Genomic DNA, 22,454 nt, shown 5'->3' with positions numbered 1-22,454 from the left:
CACGGCCCATATGTCTGCCAGTGGGCACCGCACCTCCAACCCGTCCGAGGCGACGTACGCCCCCTCAAACCCGGCCGTCAGCGGCCCGGCGGAACCACCCTGAAGGATCTCTAACGCATACGCCATGTACGGCTAACCCCGCCCCTCGGTGCAAGGTCACGCTGACGTGTGCAAGATCGCATGCAACCTAGAGCTGACATCTGCAAGGTCAAGTCGTACCGGACAGCAAGGGCAGGATTGTTTCCGCGAGGGTCTTCGGACCTGTGAAGGTGGTGTGAGAAGCTACGTCCGGGCCACCGCGGCGCGCTAGCGTCCCAGGGATCCACTCATCCCACATACGTCCCACAGGTTCCTGGGACGAGCGCTAGGAAGACTGCGTTTTCGCAGGTCAGCCCCCGTAGCTCAGTGGATAGAGCAGGTGCCTTCTAAGCGCCTGCTCTATTACGTGCTCTGCGTGGTCCGTTCATCGATGCCTCTAACGACTGTTCTTTGCCGCGGACGGACTGTCCTGACCAAACCCTGATCCGTTTCCCGTCGTTGGGATCGCGCTTCTCGGCCTACCCAGGGGATACCAACACCCCTGCGAGTCCGTCTATGGCGCTTCGTACTCCGTGGGCATGTGGATCTCTCGGATGGTGCCCGGGTCTCGTGGTACCGGAACGGCCTGGGTACTGATGACCTGCGCACCCGTGCTCTGGGCTGCGTTTGCAAGATCTCGCAGAACATCGTCGACCACGGTGGTTCCGATGCCCTGCTGGTACGGGTTGTCCAGGAGCAGCAGACCGGGGAATGCAGCTTCTTCGTCGAGGTCGGATGCCAGGAACAGCGTGGCGTAGCTGTAGGCCAGGAAGAAGAGCACCTTCGGCTCTGCCCCAAGGGCTTGATCCCAGGGGCGGGTGCCTACGTAGAAGGTGAGGTCACTGTCGTTGATGGTGATGGTGCCCTTGACCCAGCCGCGCTCGCGGTAGCGGTGAAGAAATTCGTTCATGCGCTCGGCGAACAAGGCGCATCGTTCAACGGAGGTGAGCGTAGCTGTGGCGACGGCGGCAGGCTCTTGGTCAATTGCGTCAACGGCTTGTTGTGCAACGGTGACGGCCTGGCTGGCCACAGCGCGGCGTTGGAGGATCTCCTCGATGGCGGGAAAGGCTGTCATCTTCTGTTCGAGTTGGGCAATCTGGGCAGCCAGGTTTTCGAGGGTGGCCATGAAGGGCGCCAGCTGCGCGGCGCGCTGTTCGTTGATGCGGTGCGCGAGCCGTGTCTGTTCCTCTTGAAGGTTCGCCCGGCGGGTGCGGGCCTCTTGCAGATCGGCGGCAGTGCGGGCGGTGACGTCGTCCAGGTCGGCGAGTTCCGACTTGAGCGACCGTATCTCCACGTGTGCCCGTCGGCGGCGCTGGTCGTCGTCAACCGGTTGGAAGCACAGATAGCAGGCGCCTTCGTCGTGATCTCGGCGTGGGTCGACCCGTTGTTCGCACGCCGGGCAGAGTCGTACGGGCAGGGCATCGAAGATCTCCACGGAAGCAACGAGGCGTTCCATGCGGGTCACCTCGGAGGTGACCGTCTGGGCCGAGTAGGCGTGTTCGCTGCCAAGTTGTTCGAGCGCGACTACCTCGTCGACCGCGAGTTGCAGCCGCTTGGATACGTCTTCGTAGACGCTCGTCAGAGAGGAGTCGTATCCGGCTGCCGTCTCGGTGGTAGACGTTCCCTGCAGGAGGCTGTTGATCTCTCGCGTCAGTTCGTGACGTCGTTGGCGAACCCCGTCGAGTTGGGAAGTGACCTCTTCTCGTGCGGTCGCTACCTGGTCGAGGGTGCGGGCGACGGGAATGCCGAGCCGTTCGGAGATGGCGGTAACGGCCTGCAAGGTGCTGTCCTGCACGTCCCGCTCCACTGCCTGAGCTACGGCAAGGCGCCGCTTGGCCTGGGCGACGGCGAAGTCCTTGGTGTCATAGCGGGAGGGGGCGAGGCCCAGGAGCATGCTGACGACGCCGCGTCGGATGAATTCCTGCTCCTTGTTGGCGAAGCTCGTCCAGGACTCCTCGTTGCGGTAGATGTGGCGCAGGAGGTTCCGGAAGGACAAGGGCGTCAGTTCACTGGCTGTGGCCGGGTGGAGGCCCTTGGGGATGCGCAGGTTGGGCCAGCCCAGTTCGCGCAGGATCCAGTCGGAGAAGTCAGCGTCGGTCATCTCGTCTCCGTCTACGTACACCTTGTTCATACGTCCGTGCTGGAGGAGACGGGTCAGGGTGCGGGGGTGGCCGTTGAGCCGGATCGCGGTGGAGACCTCTATGTACTCGTCGGAGACGGCTGCACCAAGAGCGTCGATCATCCCGCCGCGGTCGCCGAAGCAGTAGTCGATGACCTTCAGCGTGGTGGTCTTGGAGGTGTTGCGGGGCCCACTGAGGATGTTCAGCATGCCGGTTCCGAAGGTGTACTCGTCGATCTCTGCGGTGTTGTGAACGAGCTTGACGGAGTCGATCCTGATCCCGCAGTCGGGGTGGGCGGTCACGGGCTTTGTCATGGCCGGATCTCCTGGCGGAAGGACGCGTTGCCGACCTCGTCGGGGAACAGGTCGTAGATCAGGTTCTTCAGGTCGGTGCCCGACATGGCGGCCAGATTTCCTCGCATGGCCTGACAGCGCCGGACCAGCGGCTGGAACTGCGGGGCCTCGGTGAGGCGTTGTGCGGTCCTCTTGCCGACGGCTTTGAGTTTCACTCGTTCGACCCGGTGGGTGGTGATGGTCACGAGGCCCCTAGAGACAAGGAAGGCGAGGAACTGCCGGTAGCGCTGATCCCAGGGCCCGTAGCGATAGCGGATCATCGGTGCCTCGACCTCGGACGGATCGGGGGCGAGAAACGCAGTTTCGGCATCGACGGCTTCCGGCATCGCAGCGTGGGCCCGCTCCAGGAATCCTGGATAGCGCACGAAGAAATCAAGCTTGGCGAACTTCGTCCGTCCCTCAATGTAGGGGCCGGGCTCCTCGCCGCAGAGGTAGATCAGCAGCAGGAGCCGTGTTGCGTGGAAGTCAGGGGAGTCGTCCGGGTCCCAGGCGCGATACAGCGGGGGCACCACGCTACTGCCGATCTTATGAGGCATCGGCGTACCTGTTCTGGCAGCGTGCCGTGATGTCGGAAAGCACTGCGTGGGCCTCGGCGAGGGTGAACTGCCGGCTGCTCACCTCGGGCAGCTCGCTCACCGTCACGAGCGTCTCGAAGTACGCCGCCGAGCCGGCGGCGAGACGTCCGGCGCGTCGTTTCGCCATCGTGAGCGTGCAGATGGCGTTGATCTGATCGGCCAGATCGTCGTACGCGCGGCGCCGGGTGCCGACACTGGCGCGGTACGTCCGACGGTAGGCGAGCATGGCATCGTGCTGGGCTTCCGCCTCGGGCTCCGGTATTTCGGCAGCCCGCAGCTTGAGCTTGAGCTTCATCAACAGTTCGGTGGAACCGTCCCGTCGCCGACCGGTTGCTCTGCGCACGCTGTCGTCCAGGGCCGCGCCGAAGTCGTCCATGGTAAAGGTTCTCGGTCGCAGCTCAAGGGCGCTGCGGGCTATGTACTTGGAGATCAGCCAGATCATGACCTCCTCGACTTCCCCGTACAGCGGTTTCTCGCCCAGACGCGCTTCCACCAGCGGCGCCAACCGCGCCATGGCCTCCGCCTCAACCTGGTCGATGGTGCGCGCCTCCACCAGGACGTCCAGGCGGTCAACACACCATCCGATGTCCCTGCCGTCAGGCAGCTGAACCCCTTGGAGCCTCTTGACGATGTCCGCGCGAGCGTCCGCGCTCACCGGGCCGCGAGGGCGGTCACGTTCCGCGACGAACGCGTACAAGTCCCGCTGGGGCGTCTCGTTGACGATGAAGGTGAACCGTGTGCCGTCCGGCAACGGCTTGCCCAGGAACAGTTTGCCCAGATAGCTGCTGTCTGCGGCCTTCTTCTCCTCCGGTTTGCAAACGTTGGCGATACTGTGCCGCGTCCCGGCTTCCTCGATCGTCTTAACCTGCCGGTATACGGGGGCGCCATCCCGATGACACAGGATGTCCTCCAGGTCCTCCCACGAGACCGCTGCCCACCTGCCTTCGAGCATGTCCAGGCAGTCCAGCAACGTGACGGCATCCTGGTAGGCGAACCCGCGCCTGCTCCGACGGCCGCCGTCAGCAGGCGCGAGAGCCACGGCCGCCTCTCGCGCGCTGACGCACAGCACCGGACTCTCGATCTACGACAAAATGGCCTGTTTGCACAGTTCCCCCATAAGCCACTTCGGAGCATGTAGTAGATCACCGCATCACCCAGAAGAGCAACGGTCGTGCAGAACATCAACCGCGTTCCGTGTCCGCGCCGCTACGCCTGCGGCACAGAAGGGGAGGTAACGGCGGCTCCACCGCGAGCCATGGACACATGCAAGGGAACGGGATCAACTGAAAGGTCACCCGCGCAGATCAGCGACCACAAGCAGCCACCGATCACGGCAGCTCACCGCCTGCACTGGTCTCCTCCGGGACATCTGACCATCAGGAACCAGCAGCTCCGTGCAGAGCGCCGCCCACCCTCGGCGCTCCATCGCTATACGCCACCCTGGCAGGACCCGACCTGCCCAACAGGCTGCCTGACACCCCATCAGAACGAGCGTCAGATGAGCGTCACGAGCGTCATTTCAGCGTCAAGATATCGCCCGTAACGCCCACCCCGCACATAATGCGCACGGGCAAAACCGCAGGTCAGGCGCCCTTTGTGACCGGTTCAAGGATGGCGACGCACTCAACATGATGCGTCATCGGAAGCAGGTTGAGGCACCCAGCTCCGAGGACCTGGCCGGGCACGAACATCTGGCCCAGTCGCTACGTACAGTAACCAGACGACCAACTCCCGGCCCCTCAGACGCACCGCTCCCCAGCAAGCCCGCCGGGGAGGATCTGGGGAGAATCGAGCCCCGTGGGGAGCGTCTGGGGAGAATCGACCGCGCAAAGCTGCACGAGTGTGAAAGACCCGGAAAGCGGCACCACCCCAGGCCAGAGACCCTCCACAGGTCAAACGACCTGGTCAACGGGGCTCGGCAGAGGACTTCAAGAAGATCTCGTCGTGGGCGGCGATTCTGTTCGCACCCACGCTGGTGGGAACGATCTACGGGATGAACTTCGAGAACATGCCCGAGCTGGGGTGGGGGCTCGGGTATCCGTTCGCGATCCTGCTGATGGCGGTGGTGTGCGTGAGTCTGTACTTCATCTTCAAGCGGCGGGACTGGCTGTAGCAGCGGACTCCGAACTGTCGGTCAACTTCGTGTACGCGAAGGCTTGCCAGGGTCACTCCTGACCCCCTGGGGAGAGTCTGGGGAGAGGGGGAGCCAGGCGCTCCTGGAGCGCACGGCGGTACGGTGCGAGGCGGCCCGTCCGTCCGACGGTCAGCGCGCCGACCAGCCGGCCCGCACGGTGGTAGCTGACCTCGAGCCGTCGGCCCGCCAGGTCGTACTCCACGACCCGCGCGTCGTCCGAGGCGGACGGCAGGCCCACCGAGCGGATCTTCGCGCCGTGCAGGTCCGACCAGAAGGACGGCACGGACATGAACGGCGTGGGTGTCCTTCCGTGTTCCCGCTCGGCGAGGAGCGTCTCGGCGGCGGCCGCGCCCTGCTCGACGGCGTTGGTCCAGTGGCCGAGCGCCAGGGGCTCGCCGTCCGCCAGGGGCTGGGGCACGCGGGCCACGTCGCCGGCCGCCACCACGCCCGGCACGACCGAGCCGTCGGCACGCAGCACGCGCAGACAGGGATCGCAGAGGACGCCGCCGTCATGGACGACGCCGGAGTGGGCCAGCCAGCCGGTCGCGGGCACTCCGCCGAGCGCCAGGACGGCCAGATCAGCCCGGACGGTGGTGCCGTCGGAGAGGCGGACACCGGCGAGGCATCCGTCGGGCCCGGGCAGGAAGCCCTCCACCACGGTGCTGGTTCGCACCGTGATGCCGGCCTCGCGGTGGAGGGCGGCGACGTAGGCGCCCGCGGTGGTGCCGATGGCCTGTTCGAGGGGCTGGGTCGCCGCCTCGACGAGTGTGACGTCCAGTCCGCGCTCCCGCGCGGCCGCGGCGATCTCACCTCCGAGGAAGCCGCCGCCGATGACGACGAGCCGCTCCGCCGAGGCCAGGCCGGCCCGCAGGGCCAGCGCGTCGTCCCGGCCGCGCAGGGTGAGGACGCCGGTTGGCGGCGGGGGTTGGGAGACCGGCCAGCGGCGGGCGCCCGATCCGGTGGCGATGAGCAGTCCGTCGTAGGACAGCCGTGCGCCGTCGGAGAGGGTGACGGTCCTCGCGGCGGGGTCCAGCCCCACCGCCGCCCGGCCGAGCAGCCACCGGGCTTCCAGCGTCTCCGGCACCGGCAGTTCGGAGCCGGACGGTCGGTCGGCGTCAGTCAGGAAGCGCTTCGACAGCGGTGGCCGGTCGTACGGCATGTGCGGTTCGTCGCCCACGAGGGTCAGGGCGCCGGTGAAACCCCGCTCGCGCAGAGTCTGCGCGGCCCGCAGTCCGGCGAGCGAGGCGCCGACGATCACCAGTCCGTGCCGGTCGAAGGCGGTCACGAGGCGGCCGGCAGGACGGTGATGGCGCGCACCGGGCAGACGGCTGCGGCCTTCTGGGCCTTGTCGAGCAGCGCGTCGGACGGGGCGGCCTCGTACACGAGGTAGTCGTCGTCGAAGGAGAAGATCTCCGGCGCCGCGAAGACGCACTGCCCGTGGCTCTCGCACCGGTTCATGTCCACGGTGATCTGCATGGTCGCTCCGTAGGGATGGTGTGATCGGTGTCGGTGTGTGCGGTGCGCCCGTAGGTCAGGCGACCGCGGGGTTGAAGCGCGAGTAGTCAGGGCTGCTCCACCGCAGCGGTGAGGCGGCGGTGATCTCCCGTACGGCTTCGACGGAGAACTCGACCAGGCGCTGCGCACCGGGCACCTCGGCGACCTCGTCGGCGTCCCACACGGTGTGCGCGCTGCCGGCCAGATGCAGGGTGGTGCCCGTTTCCCAGTCCGGGACGAGGATGCCGGCCGACGAGTTGAGCAGCAGGTTGCCCAGGGTCAGGAACATGGCGTTGCCGACGTAGTCGGGCCAGCGCAGCAGGGTGGGGGAGAGAACCTGGACGAAGCCGGGGTTGCCGCCACGGTGCGAGGCGTCCGCGTCGCCGCGGTCGGAGGCGGTGGCGACGAAGAAGGTGTCGGCCTCGCGCACCGCCCGCTGCTGGGCCGGGCTCAACTCGGTGCCGTCGGTGGCGACGGGGGCCGCGGCCCCTGCCCCGCCTTGACCGGTCCTGCCGCGGTTCCTCTTCTGGAGGTACTTCGGGCAGTTCGCGATGACCTGGTCGAGGTCGACGCGCAGGCCGTCGTCCTGCCGGTGGGCCCGGCCGTTGATGCGCATCCGGCGCCGGGTGGCCGGCTCGATGGCGATCATCCCGATCCGGGCGGCCGGGCCGCCGGTCAGTACTCCGGCCAGCGGATCGTCCGGCAGGGGGAGGGCGTCGACCACCAGGGTGCGGGGGTCGGGAACCTTGAGGAATCCCGGCTCGCCCGTCAGCTGGCTGGCCCAGACGCGGCCGTCCGGGTCGGTGCCGCCCAGCACGATCAGCGGCTGCTCGGCGAGGAAGTCCCTCGCCACGGGCGGAATCGTCTCGCCGATCCCGCCCAGGGAGAAGTCCGCCTGCTGAGCGAGGCCGGCGCGCCGCTGCACCGCGATCTCGCCGCTGTGATACGTGGCCACGGCAGGTCCTTTCGAGCGTGCGATTGCGTTCGAGGGTCTGTCCGGGTGCCGGGCCCGTACCGGTTCCCGGCACCCGGACAGACAAGGGCTTCCTAGAAGAACCCGCAGGTGGGGGCGCCGGGGGTCGGGGCATCGGCCGGGTCGGCACCGGTAGGCGCGTAGATCTCCAGCCGGATGCCGTCGGGGTCGGTGAAGAAGATGCCGCCGGACGTGCCGTTCTCGCCGTGGGGGACGACACCGTCGTAGCTGAACTCGGCACCCAACTCGCGCAGCACCTGCTCGGTGGCCTTCACCTCGTCGACGCTCTCCACCTGGAACGACAGGTGGTGCAGGCCCGGCCTGTCGGTCGGGAACGAGCCCGTGCTCTGCTGCCACAGCGCCACCAGCATCCGGTTCTCCCGGCCGAGGAACGCCCAGCGACGGTCGTCCTCCTTGCCCTCCGCCACCACCTCGAAGTCGAAGACGGCCCGGTAGAAGGCGAGGGAACGGTCGAGGTCGGTGACGTTCACTCCCACATGACCGGTCGTCAGGGTCTTTGCCTTAGCCATGGTCCATCACATGCCTTCACTCGTCGTCGTCACAAGTCCGTCTTGTAACCGTTGAAACGAACTTTAGGGGTTAGGAGCGAGGAGCGTCAACCGTTAATCGATAGGTGAGTGGTTAGGGTGGTGAGGTAAACCTGCATACCTAACGGCACGCGTCGTTGGTGCTCGCACCAGCGAGCGCTTCACCGACACACCCGGACAGCAGGAGCGGTCCACCCGGCCGGGGGGCGTACGGGTGGGAGTGGCGTGTCTCGACCCGATCGCGCGGCTCTGCCTGGGGGCGCTCCACGGCCGTCTTCCAGGTCGTACGCCAGATCGAGGCGGGCCGCCCCATCCAGGACATCAGGGCGCGAAGGCGAGGCCAGGACCGGCGTACCGGAGGAGGAGGACGTCGCGTCGACCGCCACGAGCGGCACGGCGGCCGTCGACGAGGTCGAGGAGGCCGCGCCCCGCAGCAGCACGAGGTAGTTCCCGAGCCGTCCCGGAAGTGCCCCGGCGGAAGTTCGATCCGCCGGGGCACTCGCATGCCGCCCCGGACGTCAGGAAGGCGCTGGAGGGCGCCCGGGGTCCACCACTCGCAGCGGTCGGCCCCCGGCGCGCGGTCCGGATGAGGTCTTCCGTGGTGGGCCGCTCAGATGCTGGGCGGGGAGAGGGCGGGCTGCCGCACTCAGCCTCTCTCAGGACTCGTCGACGCCGTACTTGTTGCGCAGATAGGTCACATAGGGGCCGGCGTCCAGGGGTCCTCCGGCGGCACGCCGCAGTGTCTCCGGGGCACTGAACTTGCGGCCGTGCCGGTGGACCTCCCGGGCGAGCCACTCCACGAGGTCGTGGAACTCTCCCCGCTCGAAGCGCTCGTCCAGGTCGCCCAGCTCCGCTTCCGCGCGCTCCCATATCTGGAGGGCCACCACGTCGCCGAGGGTGATGGTGGGGAAGTAGCCGAAGCCCAGATCGAACCAGTGCGGGTCCTGCAACACCCCTTCGGTGATGTCACGCGGTTCCACACCGAGCGTGTCGCGCATGGCCGCGGCGAAGGCGTCCGGCAGGTCCCGCGGCGCCACCGTCCCGGCCAGCAGCTCCCGTTCGAGCTGGTAGCGCAGGATGATGTGCAGCCCGTACGTCACCTCGTCCGCCACGGTGCGCACGGCGGTGGGCCGCACGCTGTTCATCGCGCGGTAGAACCGCTCCAGGGGCACGGACCGCAACTGCTCGGGGAACTCCTCCCGCAGGCGCGGGTAGGCGTACCTCCAGGTGGACATGCGCCGCCCGACGACGTTCTCCCACAGGCGGCTCTGTGACTCGTCGAGCGCCGAGGAGGGCGGTTCCCGCAGCGGGGAGCGGCTGAGCGAGCCCGCCACCTGCCGCCGGTAGAGGCCGTGCCCGAACTCGTGCAGCACGCCGAAGATGCCGCGCAGCCCGTCGCCGTCGAAGCGGCCCGTCACGCGGACGTCGCTCGCGGCCAGGGAGAGCTGCGAGGGATGGACCGACCGGTCGAGCCGCCACGAGTCCTCGTCGAAACCCCAGTGGCCGAGCAGCCACAGCGTGAAGCGGCGCTGCCGGTCCGGGTCGAACTGCCCCCGCAGTACGTCGGTGCCGTCGTCGGCGGCGTCGCGCAGGTTCGCGAGGACCTCCCCCAGAGCCGGTTTCACCTGGGCGAAGACCGCGTCGACTTCGGCGGCGGTCATGTCGGGCTCGTAGTCGTCCAGGAGCGCGTCATAGGGGTCGGTGAGCGCGCCGAACGCCTCCGCGTAGGCGCGCCGCAGGTCCACGACCCGCTCGAACTCGCCGACGAGGACCCCGAAGTCCCGCTCGGCCCGCGCCTTCTGCCACAGTCCGAAGCTGCGCGCCTGGCATGCCGCGATCTCCAGGCGGATCCCCTCGGGGACGCGCCGGGCCTTGTCGCTGTCGCGGCGCAGTACCCGGATCAGAGTCGCCTCGTCGGATTCCGGGTCGAGCCGATCCACCAGGGGGGCGGCGCGCTCCAGGAGCCGGGCGAGTTCGTCGGAGGCCCAGCGGTCCTGCACCGCGCGTTCGACGGCGGCGTGCTGGTGCGTCCGCTCCTCGCCGCCGCCGGCCGGCATGTGGGTCTCCTCGTCCCACACCAGCAGGTAGCCCGCCTTCTCCAGGTCGGCGGTCTCGGCGGCGAACGTCCGCAGTTCCTCGATCACCCGGTCCATCGGTACGTCCCTTCCGTGGCGGGGCGGTGCCGGGCGCGGGTCATGCCCCGCTCGCCTTGAGCAGCGTCAGGAAGCCCTCGCGGCAGGCCTCCAGGGTGCGGTCGATGTCGTCCTCGGTGTGCGCGGCCGATATGAACCAGTGGTGGTCGGGCTCGAAGAAGACGCCCCTGCGCACCACCGCGCGGAAGAAGGCCTCGCGGCCCGCCGCCCGCCGGTCGGGGTCGGGGTCGGTGAACTCCAGGAAGGGCATGGGTGCGTAGCCCACGGTGCGCACCGGCACGTCGAGCTCCGCGATCAGCACGCGGAATCCGTCGAGGAGCCGCTCGCCCATGCGCCACACGTGCCGCAGGGCGTCGGTGTCCCGCACCACCGACACCGTGGCCAGCGCCGCGGCCATCTCGGCGCTGTTGGTGAAGAACGTGGACTCCATGTGGGTGCGCGACAGGCCCCGCATGACGTCCTCGCGCCCGGCGACGGCCGACAGGGGGTGCCCGTTCGCCATGCCCTTGCCCACGGTCACCAGGTCGGCGTCCACGCCGAAGTACTCCTGGGCGCCTCCGAGCGCCATGCGGAAGCCCGAGCGCAGCTCGTCCAGGATGAACAGCGCCCCGTGGGCGTGCGCTGTCCGCCGCACCTCGTGCAGGAACCCGGACTCGGGGGCGTCGGTCTCGAAGGGCATCATGATGACGCAGGCGATGTCGTCGCCGTGCTGCTCGAACGCCGCCCGCACGCCGGGCAGGTCGTTGTACTCGAAGGTCAGCGTCTCGCGCCGGACCGCGGGCAGCAGGCCCTCCGTGCGGGGCGTCGACCACTCGTGCCAGCCGTGGTAGCCCCACTGGAGCACCTTCTTGCGCCCGGTGTGCAGCCGGGCGAGCCGGACCGCCGCCGCCGTCGCGTCCGAGCCGGTGCGCATCAGGTAGGCCAGGTCGGCGTTGGGGAGTACGGAGGTCAGGAGCTGGGTCAGCTCCACCTGGACCGGTCGCCACAGCGGGGAGGCGCAGGTTCCGTTCGCCAGCTCCCGGGTGACCGCGTCCAGGACCTTGGGGTGGGCGTGGCCGAGCAGGACCGTGCCGTATCCCAGGATGTAGTCGATGTACTCGTTGCCGTCGGGGTCCCACAGGCGGCTCCCGGAGGCCTTCGCGGCGAAGCGGGGGTAGGTGCCGCACGTGAACGTGTCGAAGTCGAGGCCCTGGGTGAAGGTCGCCATCCAGGCGTCGTGCCGCTGCCCTCGGGAGAGCAGTTCGTCGGTCGCGTCGAGGCGCAGTGGCGGTGTGCCAGCCATGGGGGGTGCTCCTTGGGTAGTCAGTCGGCCGCGCGGTGGCTGTCGGGGTCGGTCTCGGCGGGGGCCGCGACGGGGGCGTCGTCGGGGTCGGCCTCGGACGGCATGACGATGTGCCGGAGTTCGACGAAGGCGACGAACGCCAGGCCGATGACGGCGGTCCCCGCGATCAGCAGCGGCACCCGCAGCCCGAAGACGTGGGCCAGCGCGCCGCCCACCAGCGATCCGAGCGCGGTGCCGCCCCAGGCGATGACGCGGTAGGAGCTGATCACCCTGCCGAACAGGTGCTGGGGGATGTACGCCTGGCGGAAGGTGACGGTGACCACGTTCCACACACCGCTGGCCAGGCCCGCCAGGGTGAATCCCGCCAGGGCGACCGCCAGGTGGTGCACGGAGCCGATGGCCAGGTAGCCGAGGCCGAACGTGGCGAGCGACACGACGAGCGCGTAGCCGCCGGGGATCAGCCGGGTCACGCGGGGGGCGACCAGGGACCCGAAGATGGAACCGACCGCGCTCGCGGTCATCAGCAGGCCGAACCCGGCGGTGCCGAGGCCGAGTTCTTCGAGGGAGAAGAGGACGAGGACCGCGTAGACGCCGCCGTCCACCACCATCCACGCCCCGAGGATCAGAGCCATCGTCCGGATGGGGCGCTCGTTCCAGAGCCAGCGGAGGCCCGTCTTCACGGCCTCCATCATGCGTTCCTCCTCCCGCTCCTGTGCCGCGTGGTGCTCGACGAGGCCCGGGGGCAGCCGGATGGCGGCGACCAGGACGGCGGCCAGGAGGAAGCTGGCCGAGTCGAGCAGGAACGGCAGGGTCGCGGCGGCGGCGAACAGCAGACTGCCCAGCGGGGGGCCGACGAACTCGCTGCCGGTCAGCTGGAGCGACTGGAAGCGGCTGTTGGCGACGGTCAGCTTGTGCTGGGGCACCACCGCGGGCAGCAGTGCCTGGGAGGCGGGGTCGAAGAGGGTTTCGCCGACGCCGAGGAGGAAGGCGATCACGGCGACGAGCAGGAGCCACTTCCAGGACTCGGGCGAGGCGATCGCGAGGAGGGCGAGCACCAGGACGAGGACGGCGCGCGCCCCGTCGACGTACACCATCGTCCGGCGCCGGTCCCAGCGGTCGACGAGCACACCGCTGAAGAGGGCGACCGTGAGCCACGGCAGCCAGCCGGCGAAATTGACGATGCTGACCAGGAACGCGTTGTGGGTGAACTCGGTGGCGAGCAGGGGAACGGCGGTCGCTCGCACGCCGTCCCCGAGAGTGGATATCGCCGCGGCCGTCAACAGCGCGTAAAAGGGCCGGCCGAGCCCCTTCTCCGTCGCCATGCGCGTCACGCGCCCGCGCCGGTGACCGTGCGCGGCCTCCGGCCTCGGCGAATGGCGCCGACGGGGGGAGTACCGGCGGCGAGCAGAGCGGCGGTGGATAGACCGGCGCACGGGCCGGCGCACGACACAGTGGGGGCGGCAGCGGATGAGGCAGCTGACTGCGCTGCCTCGCCACCTGTTTCCTGGGGGAAAGGGACCACGGGGCAAACTCCTCGGACGTAGCGACTTCGTCGGTTCGGGGCGCGACTGCCCGGCGGGAGAACGCAGGTGGCGGCAGCGTCGGGAGAACCCCGCGCACTCCTCGCCCACCGCTCTCGTCGCGCCGGTGTCAGGGACGTGACGCCGCCGTCGCGAGGCCCCTGATGGTCTGGTGCTCGAAGGCGTGGGTGAGGGTGAGGCTGATGCCGTGGTCGTCGGCCGCCGCGATCATCTGCATGCAGAGCAGCGAATCGCCCCCCAGGTCGAAGAAGTTGTCGGTGCAGCCGACGGTCTCGACCCCCAGGACGCGCTGCCAGATGCCGACCAGGGCCGCCTCGAGATCGGACTCCGGTGCGACGCGCTCGGTCGTGGGCCGGTCGGTCGGGGGCTTGGGCAGCGCCCGCAGGTCCGTCTTGCCCTGCACGGTTGTCGGGATCCGCTCCAGGGGGACGAAGACCGCGGGGACCATGTAGTTGGGCAGGGTGGTGAGCAGGGTGTCGCGGATCTCGGTGACGGTGGGCGCCTGCCCGTCCCAGCCCAGGAGGTACGCCACCAGGCGGCGCTGTCCCCGGTCGTCGTCACGGACCACGACCACCGCGTCCTCGGCCAGGCCGCCCTCGCGCAGCGCCTTCTCCACCTCGGTCGGTTCGATGCGGTAGCCGCGGATCTTGATCTGGTCGTCGCTGCGGCCGAGGAACTCGAGCCGCCCGTCGGGCAGCCAGCGGGCGCGGTCCCCGGTGCGGTAGGCCCGCTCCCCCGCTCGCGGTGCGAACGGGTCGGGCACGAACCGCTCGGCGGTCCAGCCGGGGCGGCCCGCGTATCCCCGGGCGACGGCCACGCCGCCGATCAGGAGTTCGCCGGGGACGCCGACCGGCAGTGCGCGCAGCGCGTCGTCGACCACGTACACCCGCACGTTCGGCAGCGGCCGTCCGATCGGAGGCCGTCGCCCGCAGAGGAGGTCGTCGGCGGTGAGGTCGGTGGCGGTGGCGACGCCGGTGGTCTCCGTGGGCCCGTAGCCGTTGCGCAGGCGCACCCGGCCCCCGGTCACCCGGTGCCAGGCGGCCGCGAGCACGGCGCTGGCCGCCTCACCGCCCACGGGCACGAGCCGCACCCGCTCCGGCAGCGGTGCCCCGGTGGCGTCGAGGGACCGCACGATCTCGCCCCAGAAGGCGGTGGGCAGGCCCATGACGGTGACGGCGGCCTCGTCGACCTGCCGCAGGAAGGTGCGGGGCTCGGCCGCTTCGACCCCGAGCACGAGCGTGGCGCCCCGCGTCAGGGTCACGAAGATCTCCTCCGCGTGGGTGTCGAACGCGAAGGACGCCATGTGCAGGACGCGGTCGGCGGGCGTGATGGCGAAGTCGTCGGCGGTGGCCTCGACGAAGTTCACCAGGGATCGGTGCTCGATGCCGACGCCGCGCGGGGTGCCCGTGGATCCGGAGGTGTACAGGACGTGGCACAGGGCGCGTTCGTAGCGGGGCCCGTCCAGATCGTCCCCGTCGTGCGTGGTCCAGGCCTCGTCGTCCAGGCTCACCCACACCGCGCCCCGCGGCGGGGTCAGCGGTGCCTCGCCCGGCGCCCGCCCCACGACGGCGCTCACGGCGGCGTCCGCGGCGAGCCAGGTCAGGCGCTGACCGGGCAGCGAGGGGTCGAGCGGGACGTACGCGGCGCCGGCCTTGAGCACGCCGAGGAGGGCGAGGACGAGTTCGGGAGAGCGGTGCAGGCAGACGCCGACGGTGTCCTCCGCGCCGACCCCCCGGGCCCGCAGCTCCCGGGCGAGCTGGTTGGCCCAGCGGTTCAGTTCGGCGTAGGTGACGCGGCGGGCACCGCTCTCCAGGGCGACGGCGTCCGGGGTGCGGGCGGCCTGGGCCTCGAAGAGGTCCACCACGGTGCGGCCCTCGGGGCGCGTGACGCTCGTACCGCTGAAGTCGGTGAGGGCCTGCTCCACCGTGGCATCGCGCAGGGCGATGCCCGAGACGCGGCCGTCCGGGCCGAGTGCGCACATCTGCGCGAGGATGCCGCAGTAGTGGGTGGCCATCCGCTCGATGGTGGTGCGGTCGAACAGTTCCGTACTGAAGTCCCAGATGAGCCGGATGCTGTCCGGTTCGTCGGTGGGCGGGCCGAGGATGCGGCGCCGGGTGGAGGGGATGACGACGATGTCGAGGTCGACCTTGGCGGCGCCCGCGTTCAGCCCTTCGTGGACGTCGATGGTCAGGGCGTCGTCGTCGATCCGCGCCATGGGCAGGTCGTGGAAGCTGAACAGCACCGGCGTCACGGGGTTGACGGAGAGGCTGCGGCTGATCCGCAGGTCGCGCACCACGTTGCTGAAGGGGATGTCCTGGTTGTCGAGCGCGTCGCACAGCACGGTGTGCGTGCGCTCCAGGAGCGTTCCGACCGTCGGGTCGTCCGCCAGGGGTATGCGCAGCATGACGGTGCTGACCAGCATGCCGATCATGCGCTGCGCGCCGGGGTCCGAACGGTTGGCGACGCCGCTGCCGATGACGAGGTCGGTCTCGTCGCTGTAGCGCCGCAGCAGTACGGCAAGGGCGGCGAGCATGTAGCCGAACAGGGTGACCTGCCGGTCCTTCGCCGACTCGCGTATTCGGCGGCTCAGTTCGGGATCCATGACGAAGTCGTGGGTGCTGCCGTGGAAGCGCTGGACCGCGGGGCGGGGCCGGTCGAGGGGCAGGGCGAGGCTACCGGGCAGGTCGCTGAGCTGCTTGCGCCAGTACTCCAGGCCCTCGGGCAGTCGCTCCGCCAGCTCCTGTCGGTCCTGGTGGGCGTACTCCCAGTACTGGGTGCTCGGCGGCGGCAGCGGGTCGGGGTCCCCGTGGCTGTAGGCGTGGTAGAGGCGGACGAACTCGTCGGCGAAGATGACGAACGAGCCGCCGTCGTGGATGAGGTGGTGCTCGCTCTGGAGCAGGCGGTGCTCGTCCTCGGCCACTTCGAAGAGGGTCCAGCGGATGAGCGGGAGCCGGGCGGGGTCGAACGGCCTGGTGACGACCTCGCGCACGGCCCGGTCGTAGGCGTCCTGCCGCTCCCGTTCGCTCAGGCCGGCCACGGATCGGACCTCGATCGCCGCGGGTACGGGGGCGTGCACGCGCTGGTGGGGGCGGCCCTGGTCGGTGGCGAAGGTGGTGCGCAGTGCGGAGTGCCGGCGGATCACTTCGTCCAGGGCACGCCGGAGCGCGTCACGGTCGAGCCGCCCGCGCAGGTTCAGCCAGGCCTGGAACATGTAGGCGGGCTGTCCTTCGAGTTGGGAGAGGAACCACATCCCTTCCTGTACGCCGGTGAGGGGAGCCACGTGCTCCACCGGAGGGTCCTCGGGATCTACGGCCATGGCGCAGCACCTCTTTCGCAGTCCGGTCACACGAGGCAGCGGGGATCGACGCCGGTGCCCCTGGCAGCGCTGTGCGTGTACTCGGTGGGCGTGATGAGGAGTTGTCGGGCGTGACGAGGCCTTGGCGGGAGGGTGGGCGGGCGCCGGCTCGGCGGCCGCCCACCCGACGCGTGTGCCGACCCGGTGGGTGCGGCCGTGGTCAGCGGCGCCTGGCCTTGGCCCGGGCCTCGCGGCGGTGTTCCTCCCAGCGGCGGTTCTCCTCGTGCTGGAGGCGGACGTCCTGCCGCGCCCGCGCCACCAGGAGTTCGCGCTGGAGTTTGCGCCAGCTGCGCAGGCGCTCGGAGGTGAGCGTGCCGCCGTCCACGGCACCGAGGACCGCGCAGTGCGGCTCGGAGGTGTGGGTGCAGTCCCGGAAGCGGCACTCCTCGGCCAGCTCCGCGATGTCGGCGAACGCGTCGTCGAGGCCCTCGTCGTCCCACAGTTGCAGTTCGCGCAGGCCGGGGGTGTCGATGAGGAGGCCGCCGCCGGGCAGGAGCAGCAGCTCGCGGTGGGTGGTGGTGTGCCTGCCCTCGTCACCGCCGGCACGCGTGGGCGCGGCGGCCATCACCTCGCGCCCGGCGAAGCGGTTGACGAGGGTGGACTTGCCGACGCCGGAGGAGCCGAGGAGCACGGCCGTGGTGCCGGGCTCGATCCGCGCCCGCAACTCCTCGCAGCCGAGGCCGGTGTGGGAGCTGATGACGTGCAGGGGGACGCCGACGGCGACCTCGGCGACTCCGGCGAGCATCTCGCTGACGTCGTCGAAGCGGTCCGCCTTGGTCAGCACGATCTCGGGCACGGCGCCGCTGGACCACACGGCGACCAGGTAGCGTTCCAGCCGCCTGGGTTCCAGGTCGGGGCCGAGCGAGGTGACGACGAACGCGATGTCCACGTTGCTCGCCAGGGTCTGGGCGGTGGTCGCACGGCCCGCCGCGTTGCGCACGATCGCGGAGGTGCGGGGCAGCACCTGCCGGATCAGCTCCTCGCCCATGCCGACCCAGTCACCGACGGCGACGTCCACGCCGTCGTTGAGCAGCCGCCGCGGCAGGCGCGTGCGGATGGTGCCGTCCTCCGTCACCACGTCGAAGGCGCCCGAGTGCACGGCGACCACGCGGCCGGGCGTGAGGTCCTCCAGGAGTTCGCCGTCGCGCGACGGCTGCCAGCCGTAATCGATCAGCGTTCTTGATAACACAGCTCTTACCTTCGCTTGTGCGGACCGATGAGGGCCCGCGTGGTGGCCACAACTCGGGGGCGGAGTTTACGTCGGAGTTTATGCGGCTCCGCGGAACAAGGACAAGGGTGCGGGCAGTTCGTCAATTTTCCGCCATCCGGTTCGAGCCGCCAGGACGCGGGGCACACTGCTCCCTTTTCATACGCGTGTTCATGTGCATGTTCATGCACGTGTACGTGGCATGGACGACACGCCACCGATATATCCGTAAGAGATGGCTGACATTCTACGTGCTTGTTCCAACGAACTCGGCAATGATGGATGTCGGCGTCCCGGAGAGCGGTGACGGCCTCTCGGAGGGCGCGGAAAAAAGAGGCACGGGAAAAGCGGCCGGAGGGCGGGGGCGGAAAGCGCGGACGGAAATGTCCCGCGAGACCGGCGAAACCCAGCAGAAAGCGAAGGACATGACGACGGACATCCCGGTTTCCGACGGATCCCATGCCGAAGCGGAGGAGCACCGCAAGCACCGCACCACCGCGGATGCGAACACCGCGGCCGCGCGGACCCCGCCCGCGATGCTGCGTTCGCTGGCGTTCCTGGTCTCCCCGCCCGACGGCACCGGCACCGTGGTGGTGCCGCACGCCTTCGGCGGGGTGTCGCTGTTCGCGCGCTCCCTGATCGGCCGGCTGCCGCGGTCGGCCGCACTGCTCACCCTCCAGGCACACGGCCTGTCCGGCGGCGCGCCCGACACGTCCCTTCCGGCCATGGCCGCCCGCTACGTCGATGAGCTCGACGCCGCCGGGCCGCCGCGGCCGACGGTCGCCCTCGGCTTCTGCATGGGGTACGGCATCGCCCTTGCCATGGCGTCCCGGGCCCCGGAGCGCTTCGCCGCGCTCGTCCTCATCGACCCGGGCCCGGACGAGCCGAGCGGCGATGACAACGTCGCCGCCTTCGCCTTCGACCAGATCCCCGAGCAGCACCGGCCGCCGTGGCCGATGTTCCGGGCCGCGGACCGGGCGACGCGCCTGGCCTGGCTCGCCGAGGTCTTTCGCCGCAAGGGCGTGGGCGAGGACGCCGCGGCCCGCATCGTGCACGGCATGTACCGGGTCTGGGAGGCGAATGCCGGGTGCGCACCGCTGCGGGACCCCGACGTGGTGCCCGAGGGCACGCGGGTCGTCGTGGTGACCGAGGACGAGGCGGGGCTGCGCGACCGGCTGCGGTGGACGCGCCCGGTGCGGGTGGAACCCATGCGGCCACGGCGCGGTCCGCGCTTCACCGACCTGGACCTCGACACGGTGTCCCGGGTCGTCGGCGACCTGGTGACATGAGCCGACGGCGGCCGCCCCGACCGGTGTCACGCCTCGGCCCGCTCTCCGCCCAGCAGGGTCTCGGCGAAGGAGAACCGGTATCCGCCGAGCACCTCCCGGGGCGCGAAGGCCGCCAGGTCGCCGACCGGGGAGTCGAAGAAGGCGAGTTCGGCCCGCCCCGCCCACACATCGGCGTACGTCTGGTCGGTGCTGCCGCCGGTCACCAGCTCCGTCTCCCCCGGCCCGTCCGGGGTCCAGGCCGGGAAGCGGCGGGTGTGCACCATCGGGTGGGTCATCAGGGGTGGCAGGTCGGCGGGGCGGTCGAGGACCACGCGGGCCTCGGCCAGCCGGCGGTGCCCGGCCGCCAGGGTGCCCGCGAGGGCGGTGCCCGCGGCGAGCGGCGCCCCGGCCCTGCCGATGCCGAAGCTGCGGGTCATCGCGATGTCCCCGAGCTTCTTGGGATATCCCTGGACGAGGCCGCGTACGAGGGAGAAGTCGGCGTCCACCCAGGCGAGGGGGCAGCGCACGGCAGGCCTGCCCCGCCAGGTGCAGGCGACGAACAGGGAGAACTCCCGGAACTGGGCGCGCACCGGGTCCTCGAGTTCCGCGCCGTCGTCGCAGCACGACTGCCAGTCGCCGAAGACGGCCGCCGCCGTGCCGTCGATCTCTCCCTGCCGGAGCGCGGGCGGCAGGAACGCGCGCACCACCTCCGGGTCGGTGCGGAACGCGACGTAGAGCACGTCGCCGGAGAAGTGCCACGGCGGTGACGGCACCAGGGACGAGCGGCCGTCGGGCGACAGCGGCAGCGTGTAGCCCGTCGGCCCGTCAGGGGCCGTGGCGAGCCCGGCGGTCGGGGGCGTCGCCTCGGGGCGTCGTGCCGCCGCCGCGGTCTGCTGCCCGTTCGGTGCGATGGTCATCGGCTGGGGTTCCTTCCGGATGCCTCGGTGACGGCCCGGGCGAGGGCCTGCCCGGCGGTGGTGAGTGCGGGGACGGGGTGCATGGAGTAGGACACGCGGACCGCCTGGCGGCCGTCGCCGAGGCGGGCCCGGCACGGCGCGCCGTGCAGCACCTGGGTGCCGTACCGGACCGAGAGCTTCTCGACGGTGTCGGCGAGGACGCCGCCGCCGAGCCGCAGCCACACGAAGAAGCCGCCGTCGGGACGCTCCCAGCGGGCGCCGGCCCCCGCTGCCGGGGCCAGTGCGCCCAACAGGGCGTCCCGTCGCTCGCGGTATGCGACGCGCAGGTGCCGGAGGTGGGCGGGGAAGGCGGGCGACGCCAGGAGCGAGGCCGCCGTCAGCGCGCCGATATGGGCCATGCCGCCGCCGCTGGCGAACAGCGGGGCCCGCTCCAGACGGGCCCTCAGCGCGGCACCGCCGACGACACAGCCCACCCGCAGCCCCGGCGCGAGGACCTTCGACAGCGTCCGTACACCGATGACGGGTCCCAGGGTCCCCAGGGCGGCCAGCGAGGGCGGGGGCCGGTCCCCGAAGTGCACCTCGCGGTAGGGGTCGTCCTCGACGACCGTCACACCGAGGTTCGCGCAGGCCTCGACGACGGCTTGGCGCTGGGCGGTGGTCCAGGTCCGCCCGGTCGGGTTGTGGAAGGTGGGCTGGAGGTAGGCGAAGGCGATCCGCTCACCGGCGCGGCGGGCGGCGCGCACCGCCGCGGTGAGTTCGGCAGCGGTGGGCACGCAGTCGTCCGCGCCGACGGGCAGGGGCCGCAGACGGTGCCGGCGGAAGAGGTCGAGCGCCACGCTGTAGCTCGCCCGCTGGACGAGGACGCGGGCGTCCGGGGTACCCAGTTCCTCGCACAGCAGGGCCAGCGCGTGGCTGGCACCGGCGGAGACGAAGACGTCCCGTGCCGTCCAGTGGCCGTCCTCGGCGCCCGCCGTCCAGGCCGCGAGGGCCTCCCGCGCCGGCAGCGGCCCCGCGTTGGCGCCGTAGGCCAGCGCGGCAGGACCGTACCGGTCGAGCGCGACGGCCTGGTGCCGGGCCACGAGGTCCGTGGGGAGCAGTGCCGGGGCGGGCTGGCCGACGCGGAGGTCGAGTCCGTCGTCCGACTCGACCTGCGCGATGCCCGGCGTTCCGCCGATGGGGCACGCCGTCCGTGGGTCCGGGGTGATCATGGGTCAGTCCAGCACGTGCATCCGCTGCCGCTGCCGCTGTCCCGCCCACACGTCGGACATACGGTTCAGGGCTTCGGCGAGGACGTGCGGGTCGCGGGCCAGGGCGATCCGCACCTGGTCCGTGCCCGCGGAGGGGTCGGCCCAGTAGAACTGGCCCGCGGGCAGCACATGCACGCCGCTCTCCCTCAGGGCCCGCCGGGCGGACAGGCTCCTGTCGGCGGACGACAGGCGCAGCCGGCAGACGCTGACCCGTGAGTCGGGGTCGAGCAGGGTGACGCCGTCGAGGTCGGTGACCGTCTCGGCGACCAGGCGCCTGTTGGTGTCGATCAGGTCGTGCAACTGGGCCATGCCACCGGCCGCGTAGTCCTTGGACAGCTCCTCGACCAGGCGCAGCACCAGCGGCGAGACACTCAGCAGCACCTCGCTCATGATCTTCTTGATGGGCCGCTCCATGCGCGGACTGATCGCGAGGAAGCCCAGTTTGAGTTCCAGCATCGGCCACAGCTTCCCGGTGTCCTCCAACAGGACGTAGTCGGTGTCCGCGGCTTCCAGGACCCGGTACATGTCGTACTGCGTGCGCTGGTCGAACCCCCGGAAGGAGGTGTCGACACACAGCAGCACATCCCGCTCGGCGCTCCAGCGTGCCAGGTCCTTCAGGGCCGCCTCGTCGAGCCGCCAGCCGGTCGGGTTGTTGGGGACGGTCAGGTACAGGCAGCTGACGTCGGCGGGCACGGCCCGCTCCCAGTCGCCTTCCGCGAGCACCTGCTCGGCGATGGGCACCAGGTCCACATGGCCGCGCAGAAGGTCGGCGATGCTGTCGAACGTGGGGTGGATCAGCGCGACACGGCCGGACCTGCGCTGGAGCAGCCGGCCGACGGCCATGGTCGCCACGGATGACGAGTAGACGCTCAGGACCCGGCCCGCCGTGACGGGGGCCCGGTCCTGGTGCAGGGCCGAGAGGAACGCGGTCTGGGCCCTGCGTTCGAGTTCCTCGAACGGCGCGTCGCGGACTTCCGCGAACCACTGCGGCAGGCGGGCGACGAGCGCGCTCTGGGCCGGTGTCGGCTGTTGTCTGGCGTGGCCGTCGGACAGGTTGATGGGGGCGTCGAGGGCTTGCTGTTCGATCTCGGTGAGGTTCAGCACGGAATACCGATCCGGGAAACAAGTAACGGGCTGTTCATGGAACGGTCCTCTCCACGGCAGGGTGATCGCCCTCAAGCGCTTGCGGCGTGTCCGACGGGCGGGCGG

16 protein-coding genes and 1 pseudogene are annotated in these 22,454 nt (G+C 70.3%); 2 read left to right on the top strand and 15 right to left on the bottom strand.

What is annotated here, in order from left to right; all coding sequences use genetic code 11:
• Positions 1-592 precede the first annotated feature (592 nt).
• Genes ACH4DX_RS25055 through ACH4DX_RS25045 form a run of 3 tightly spaced genes read right to left on the bottom strand, consistent with a single transcriptional unit; the run spans position 593 to position 4,165 of the window.
• Positions 593-2,512 (bottom strand): hypothetical protein, encoded by a 1,920-nt coding sequence (locus ACH4DX_RS25055; protein ID WP_398156773.1) that lies wholly within the window; start codon positions 2,510-2,512, stop codon positions 593-595.
• The gene (locus ACH4DX_RS25050; RefSeq protein WP_398156772.1) at positions 2,509-3,063 is read right to left on the bottom strand and encodes a hypothetical protein; all 555 of its coding nucleotides are present in this window, start codon (positions 3,061-3,063) and stop codon (positions 2,509-2,511) included. The genes ACH4DX_RS25055 and ACH4DX_RS25050 overlap by 4 nt, the downstream gene beginning before the upstream one ends.
• A gap of 13 nt (positions 3,064-3,076) precedes the next feature.
• Complete coding sequence (locus ACH4DX_RS25045; protein WP_398156771.1) at positions 3,077-4,165, bottom strand: dsDNA nuclease domain-containing protein; 1,089 nt, start codon at positions 4,163-4,165, stop codon at positions 3,077-3,079.
• A gap of 882 nt (positions 4,166-5,047) precedes the next feature.
• On the opposite strand from ACH4DX_RS25045, the pseudogene ACH4DX_RS25040 reads away from it, so the two are divergent.
• Positions 5,048-5,239, top strand: a pseudogene (locus tag ACH4DX_RS25040) (CorA family divalent cation transporter); the annotation flags it as partial.
• Between the two features lie 52 nt (positions 5,240-5,291).
• On the opposite strand, the gene ACH4DX_RS25035 reads toward ACH4DX_RS25040, so the two are convergent.
• The 9 genes from ACH4DX_RS25035 to rsgA form a co-directional block, all read right to left on the bottom strand.
• Positions 5,292-6,545, bottom strand: a complete 1,254-nt coding sequence (locus ACH4DX_RS25035) for an NAD(P)/FAD-dependent oxidoreductase (protein ID WP_398156770.1) — start codon at positions 6,543-6,545, stop codon at positions 5,292-5,294.
• A complete protein-coding gene (locus ACH4DX_RS25030) occupies positions 6,542-6,736 on the bottom strand; it encodes a ferredoxin (protein WP_398156769.1) in 195 nt (64 codons plus the stop codon). Before ACH4DX_RS25030 ends, ACH4DX_RS25035 begins: the two co-directional genes overlap by 4 nt.
• Positions 6,737-6,791: 55 nt before the next feature.
• A complete protein-coding gene (locus tag ACH4DX_RS25025) occupies positions 6,792-7,709 on the bottom strand; it encodes a pyridoxamine 5'-phosphate oxidase family protein (protein ID WP_398156768.1) in 918 nt (305 codons plus the stop codon).
• A gap of 92 nt (positions 7,710-7,801) precedes the next feature.
• The gene (locus ACH4DX_RS25020; protein WP_398156767.1) at positions 7,802-8,257 is read right to left on the bottom strand and encodes a VOC family protein; all 456 of its coding nucleotides are present in this window, start codon (positions 8,255-8,257) and stop codon (positions 7,802-7,804) included.
• A gap of 674 nt (positions 8,258-8,931) precedes the next feature.
• Positions 8,932-10,428 (bottom strand): carboxypeptidase M32, encoded by a 1,497-nt coding sequence (locus tag ACH4DX_RS25015; protein WP_398156766.1) that lies wholly within the window; start codon positions 10,426-10,428, stop codon positions 8,932-8,934.
• Between the two features lie 40 nt (positions 10,429-10,468).
• Positions 10,469-11,710, bottom strand: a complete 1,242-nt coding sequence (locus tag ACH4DX_RS25010) for an aspartate aminotransferase family protein (protein WP_398156765.1) — start codon at positions 11,708-11,710, stop codon at positions 10,469-10,471.
• Between the two features lie 20 nt (positions 11,711-11,730).
• Positions 11,731-13,143 (bottom strand): MFS transporter, encoded by a 1,413-nt coding sequence (locus tag ACH4DX_RS25005; RefSeq protein ID WP_398156764.1) that lies wholly within the window; start codon positions 13,141-13,143, stop codon positions 11,731-11,733.
• A gap of 217 nt (positions 13,144-13,360) precedes the next feature.
• A complete protein-coding gene (locus tag ACH4DX_RS25000; RefSeq protein ID WP_398156763.1) occupies positions 13,361-16,567 on the bottom strand; it encodes an amino acid adenylation domain-containing protein in 3,207 nt (1,068 codons plus the stop codon).
• A gap of 199 nt (positions 16,568-16,766) precedes the next feature.
• Complete coding sequence (gene rsgA, locus ACH4DX_RS24995) at positions 16,767-17,795, bottom strand: ribosome small subunit-dependent GTPase A (protein WP_398115347.1); 1,029 nt, start codon at positions 17,793-17,795, stop codon at positions 16,767-16,769.
• 443 nt (positions 17,796-18,238) lie between these two features.
• Here rsgA and ACH4DX_RS24990 point away from each other — a divergent pair, with 443 nt between their 5' ends.
• Positions 18,239-19,102 (top strand): alpha/beta fold hydrolase, encoded by an 864-nt coding sequence (locus tag ACH4DX_RS24990; RefSeq protein WP_398156762.1) that lies wholly within the window; start codon positions 18,239-18,241, stop codon positions 19,100-19,102.
• Positions 19,103-19,128: 26 nt separating this feature from the next.
• On the opposite strand, the gene ACH4DX_RS24985 is transcribed toward ACH4DX_RS24990, so the two are convergent.
• From ACH4DX_RS24985 to ACH4DX_RS24975, 3 genes are read right to left on the bottom strand one after another with little or no spacing between them, the layout of a single operon-like run.
• Complete coding sequence (locus tag ACH4DX_RS24985; RefSeq protein ID WP_398156761.1) at positions 19,129-19,998, bottom strand: acetoacetate decarboxylase family protein; 870 nt, start codon at positions 19,996-19,998, stop codon at positions 19,129-19,131.
• Positions 19,995-21,206 carry a PLP-dependent aminotransferase family protein gene (locus tag ACH4DX_RS24980; protein ID WP_398156760.1) on the bottom strand — a complete coding sequence of 404 codons (1,212 nt, stop codon included), beginning with the start codon at positions 21,204-21,206 and terminating at the stop codon, positions 19,995-19,997. The genes ACH4DX_RS24985 and ACH4DX_RS24980 overlap by 4 nt, the downstream gene beginning before the upstream one ends.
• Before the next feature lie 3 nt (positions 21,207-21,209).
• Complete coding sequence (locus tag ACH4DX_RS24975) at positions 21,210-22,349, bottom strand: aminotransferase class I/II-fold pyridoxal phosphate-dependent enzyme (RefSeq protein WP_398156759.1); 1,140 nt, start codon at positions 22,347-22,349, stop codon at positions 21,210-21,212.
• Positions 22,350-22,454 lie beyond the last annotated feature (105 nt).

Source organism: Streptomyces sp. NPDC017940, from assembly GCF_044328435.1.
Lineage (GTDB): Bacteria > Actinomycetota > Actinomycetes > Streptomycetales > Streptomycetaceae > Streptomyces.
Note: the sequence above shows the minus strand (reverse complement) of the source record. Positions and strands in the feature narration are given on the sequence as shown.

What these genes read in the sequence shown, in the direction of transcription:
- ACH4DX_RS24985 (WP_398156761.1), bottom strand. Translation starts at nt 19,998, where the DNA reads ATGACCATCGCACCGAACGGGCAGCAGACCGCGGCGGCGGCACGACGC.
- ACH4DX_RS24990 (WP_398156762.1), top strand. Translation starts at nt 18,239, where the DNA reads ATGACGACGGACATCCCGGTTTCCGACGGATCCCATGCCGAAGCGGAG.
- ACH4DX_RS25030 (WP_398156769.1), bottom strand. Translation starts at nt 6,736, where the DNA reads ATGCAGATCACCGTGGACATGAACCGGTGCGAGAGCCACGGGCAGTGC.
- ACH4DX_RS25010 (WP_398156765.1), bottom strand. Translation starts at nt 11,710, where the DNA reads ATGGCTGGCACACCGCCACTGCGCCTCGACGCGACCGACGAACTGCTC.
- ACH4DX_RS24980 (WP_398156760.1), bottom strand. Translation starts at nt 21,206, where the DNA reads ATGATCACCCCGGACCCACGGACGGCGTGCCCCATCGGCGGAACGCCG.
- ACH4DX_RS25055 (WP_398156773.1), bottom strand. Translation starts at nt 2,512, where the DNA reads ATGACAAAGCCCGTGACCGCCCACCCCGACTGCGGGATCAGGATCGAC.
- ACH4DX_RS25015 (WP_398156766.1), bottom strand. Translation starts at nt 10,428, where the DNA reads ATGGACCGGGTGATCGAGGAACTGCGGACGTTCGCCGCCGAGACCGCC.
- ACH4DX_RS25000 (WP_398156763.1), bottom strand. Translation starts at nt 16,567, where the DNA reads ATGGCCGTAGATCCCGAGGACCCTCCGGTGGAGCACGTGGCTCCCCTC.
- ACH4DX_RS25020 (WP_398156767.1), bottom strand. Translation starts at nt 8,257, where the DNA reads ATGGCTAAGGCAAAGACCCTGACGACCGGTCATGTGGGAGTGAACGTC.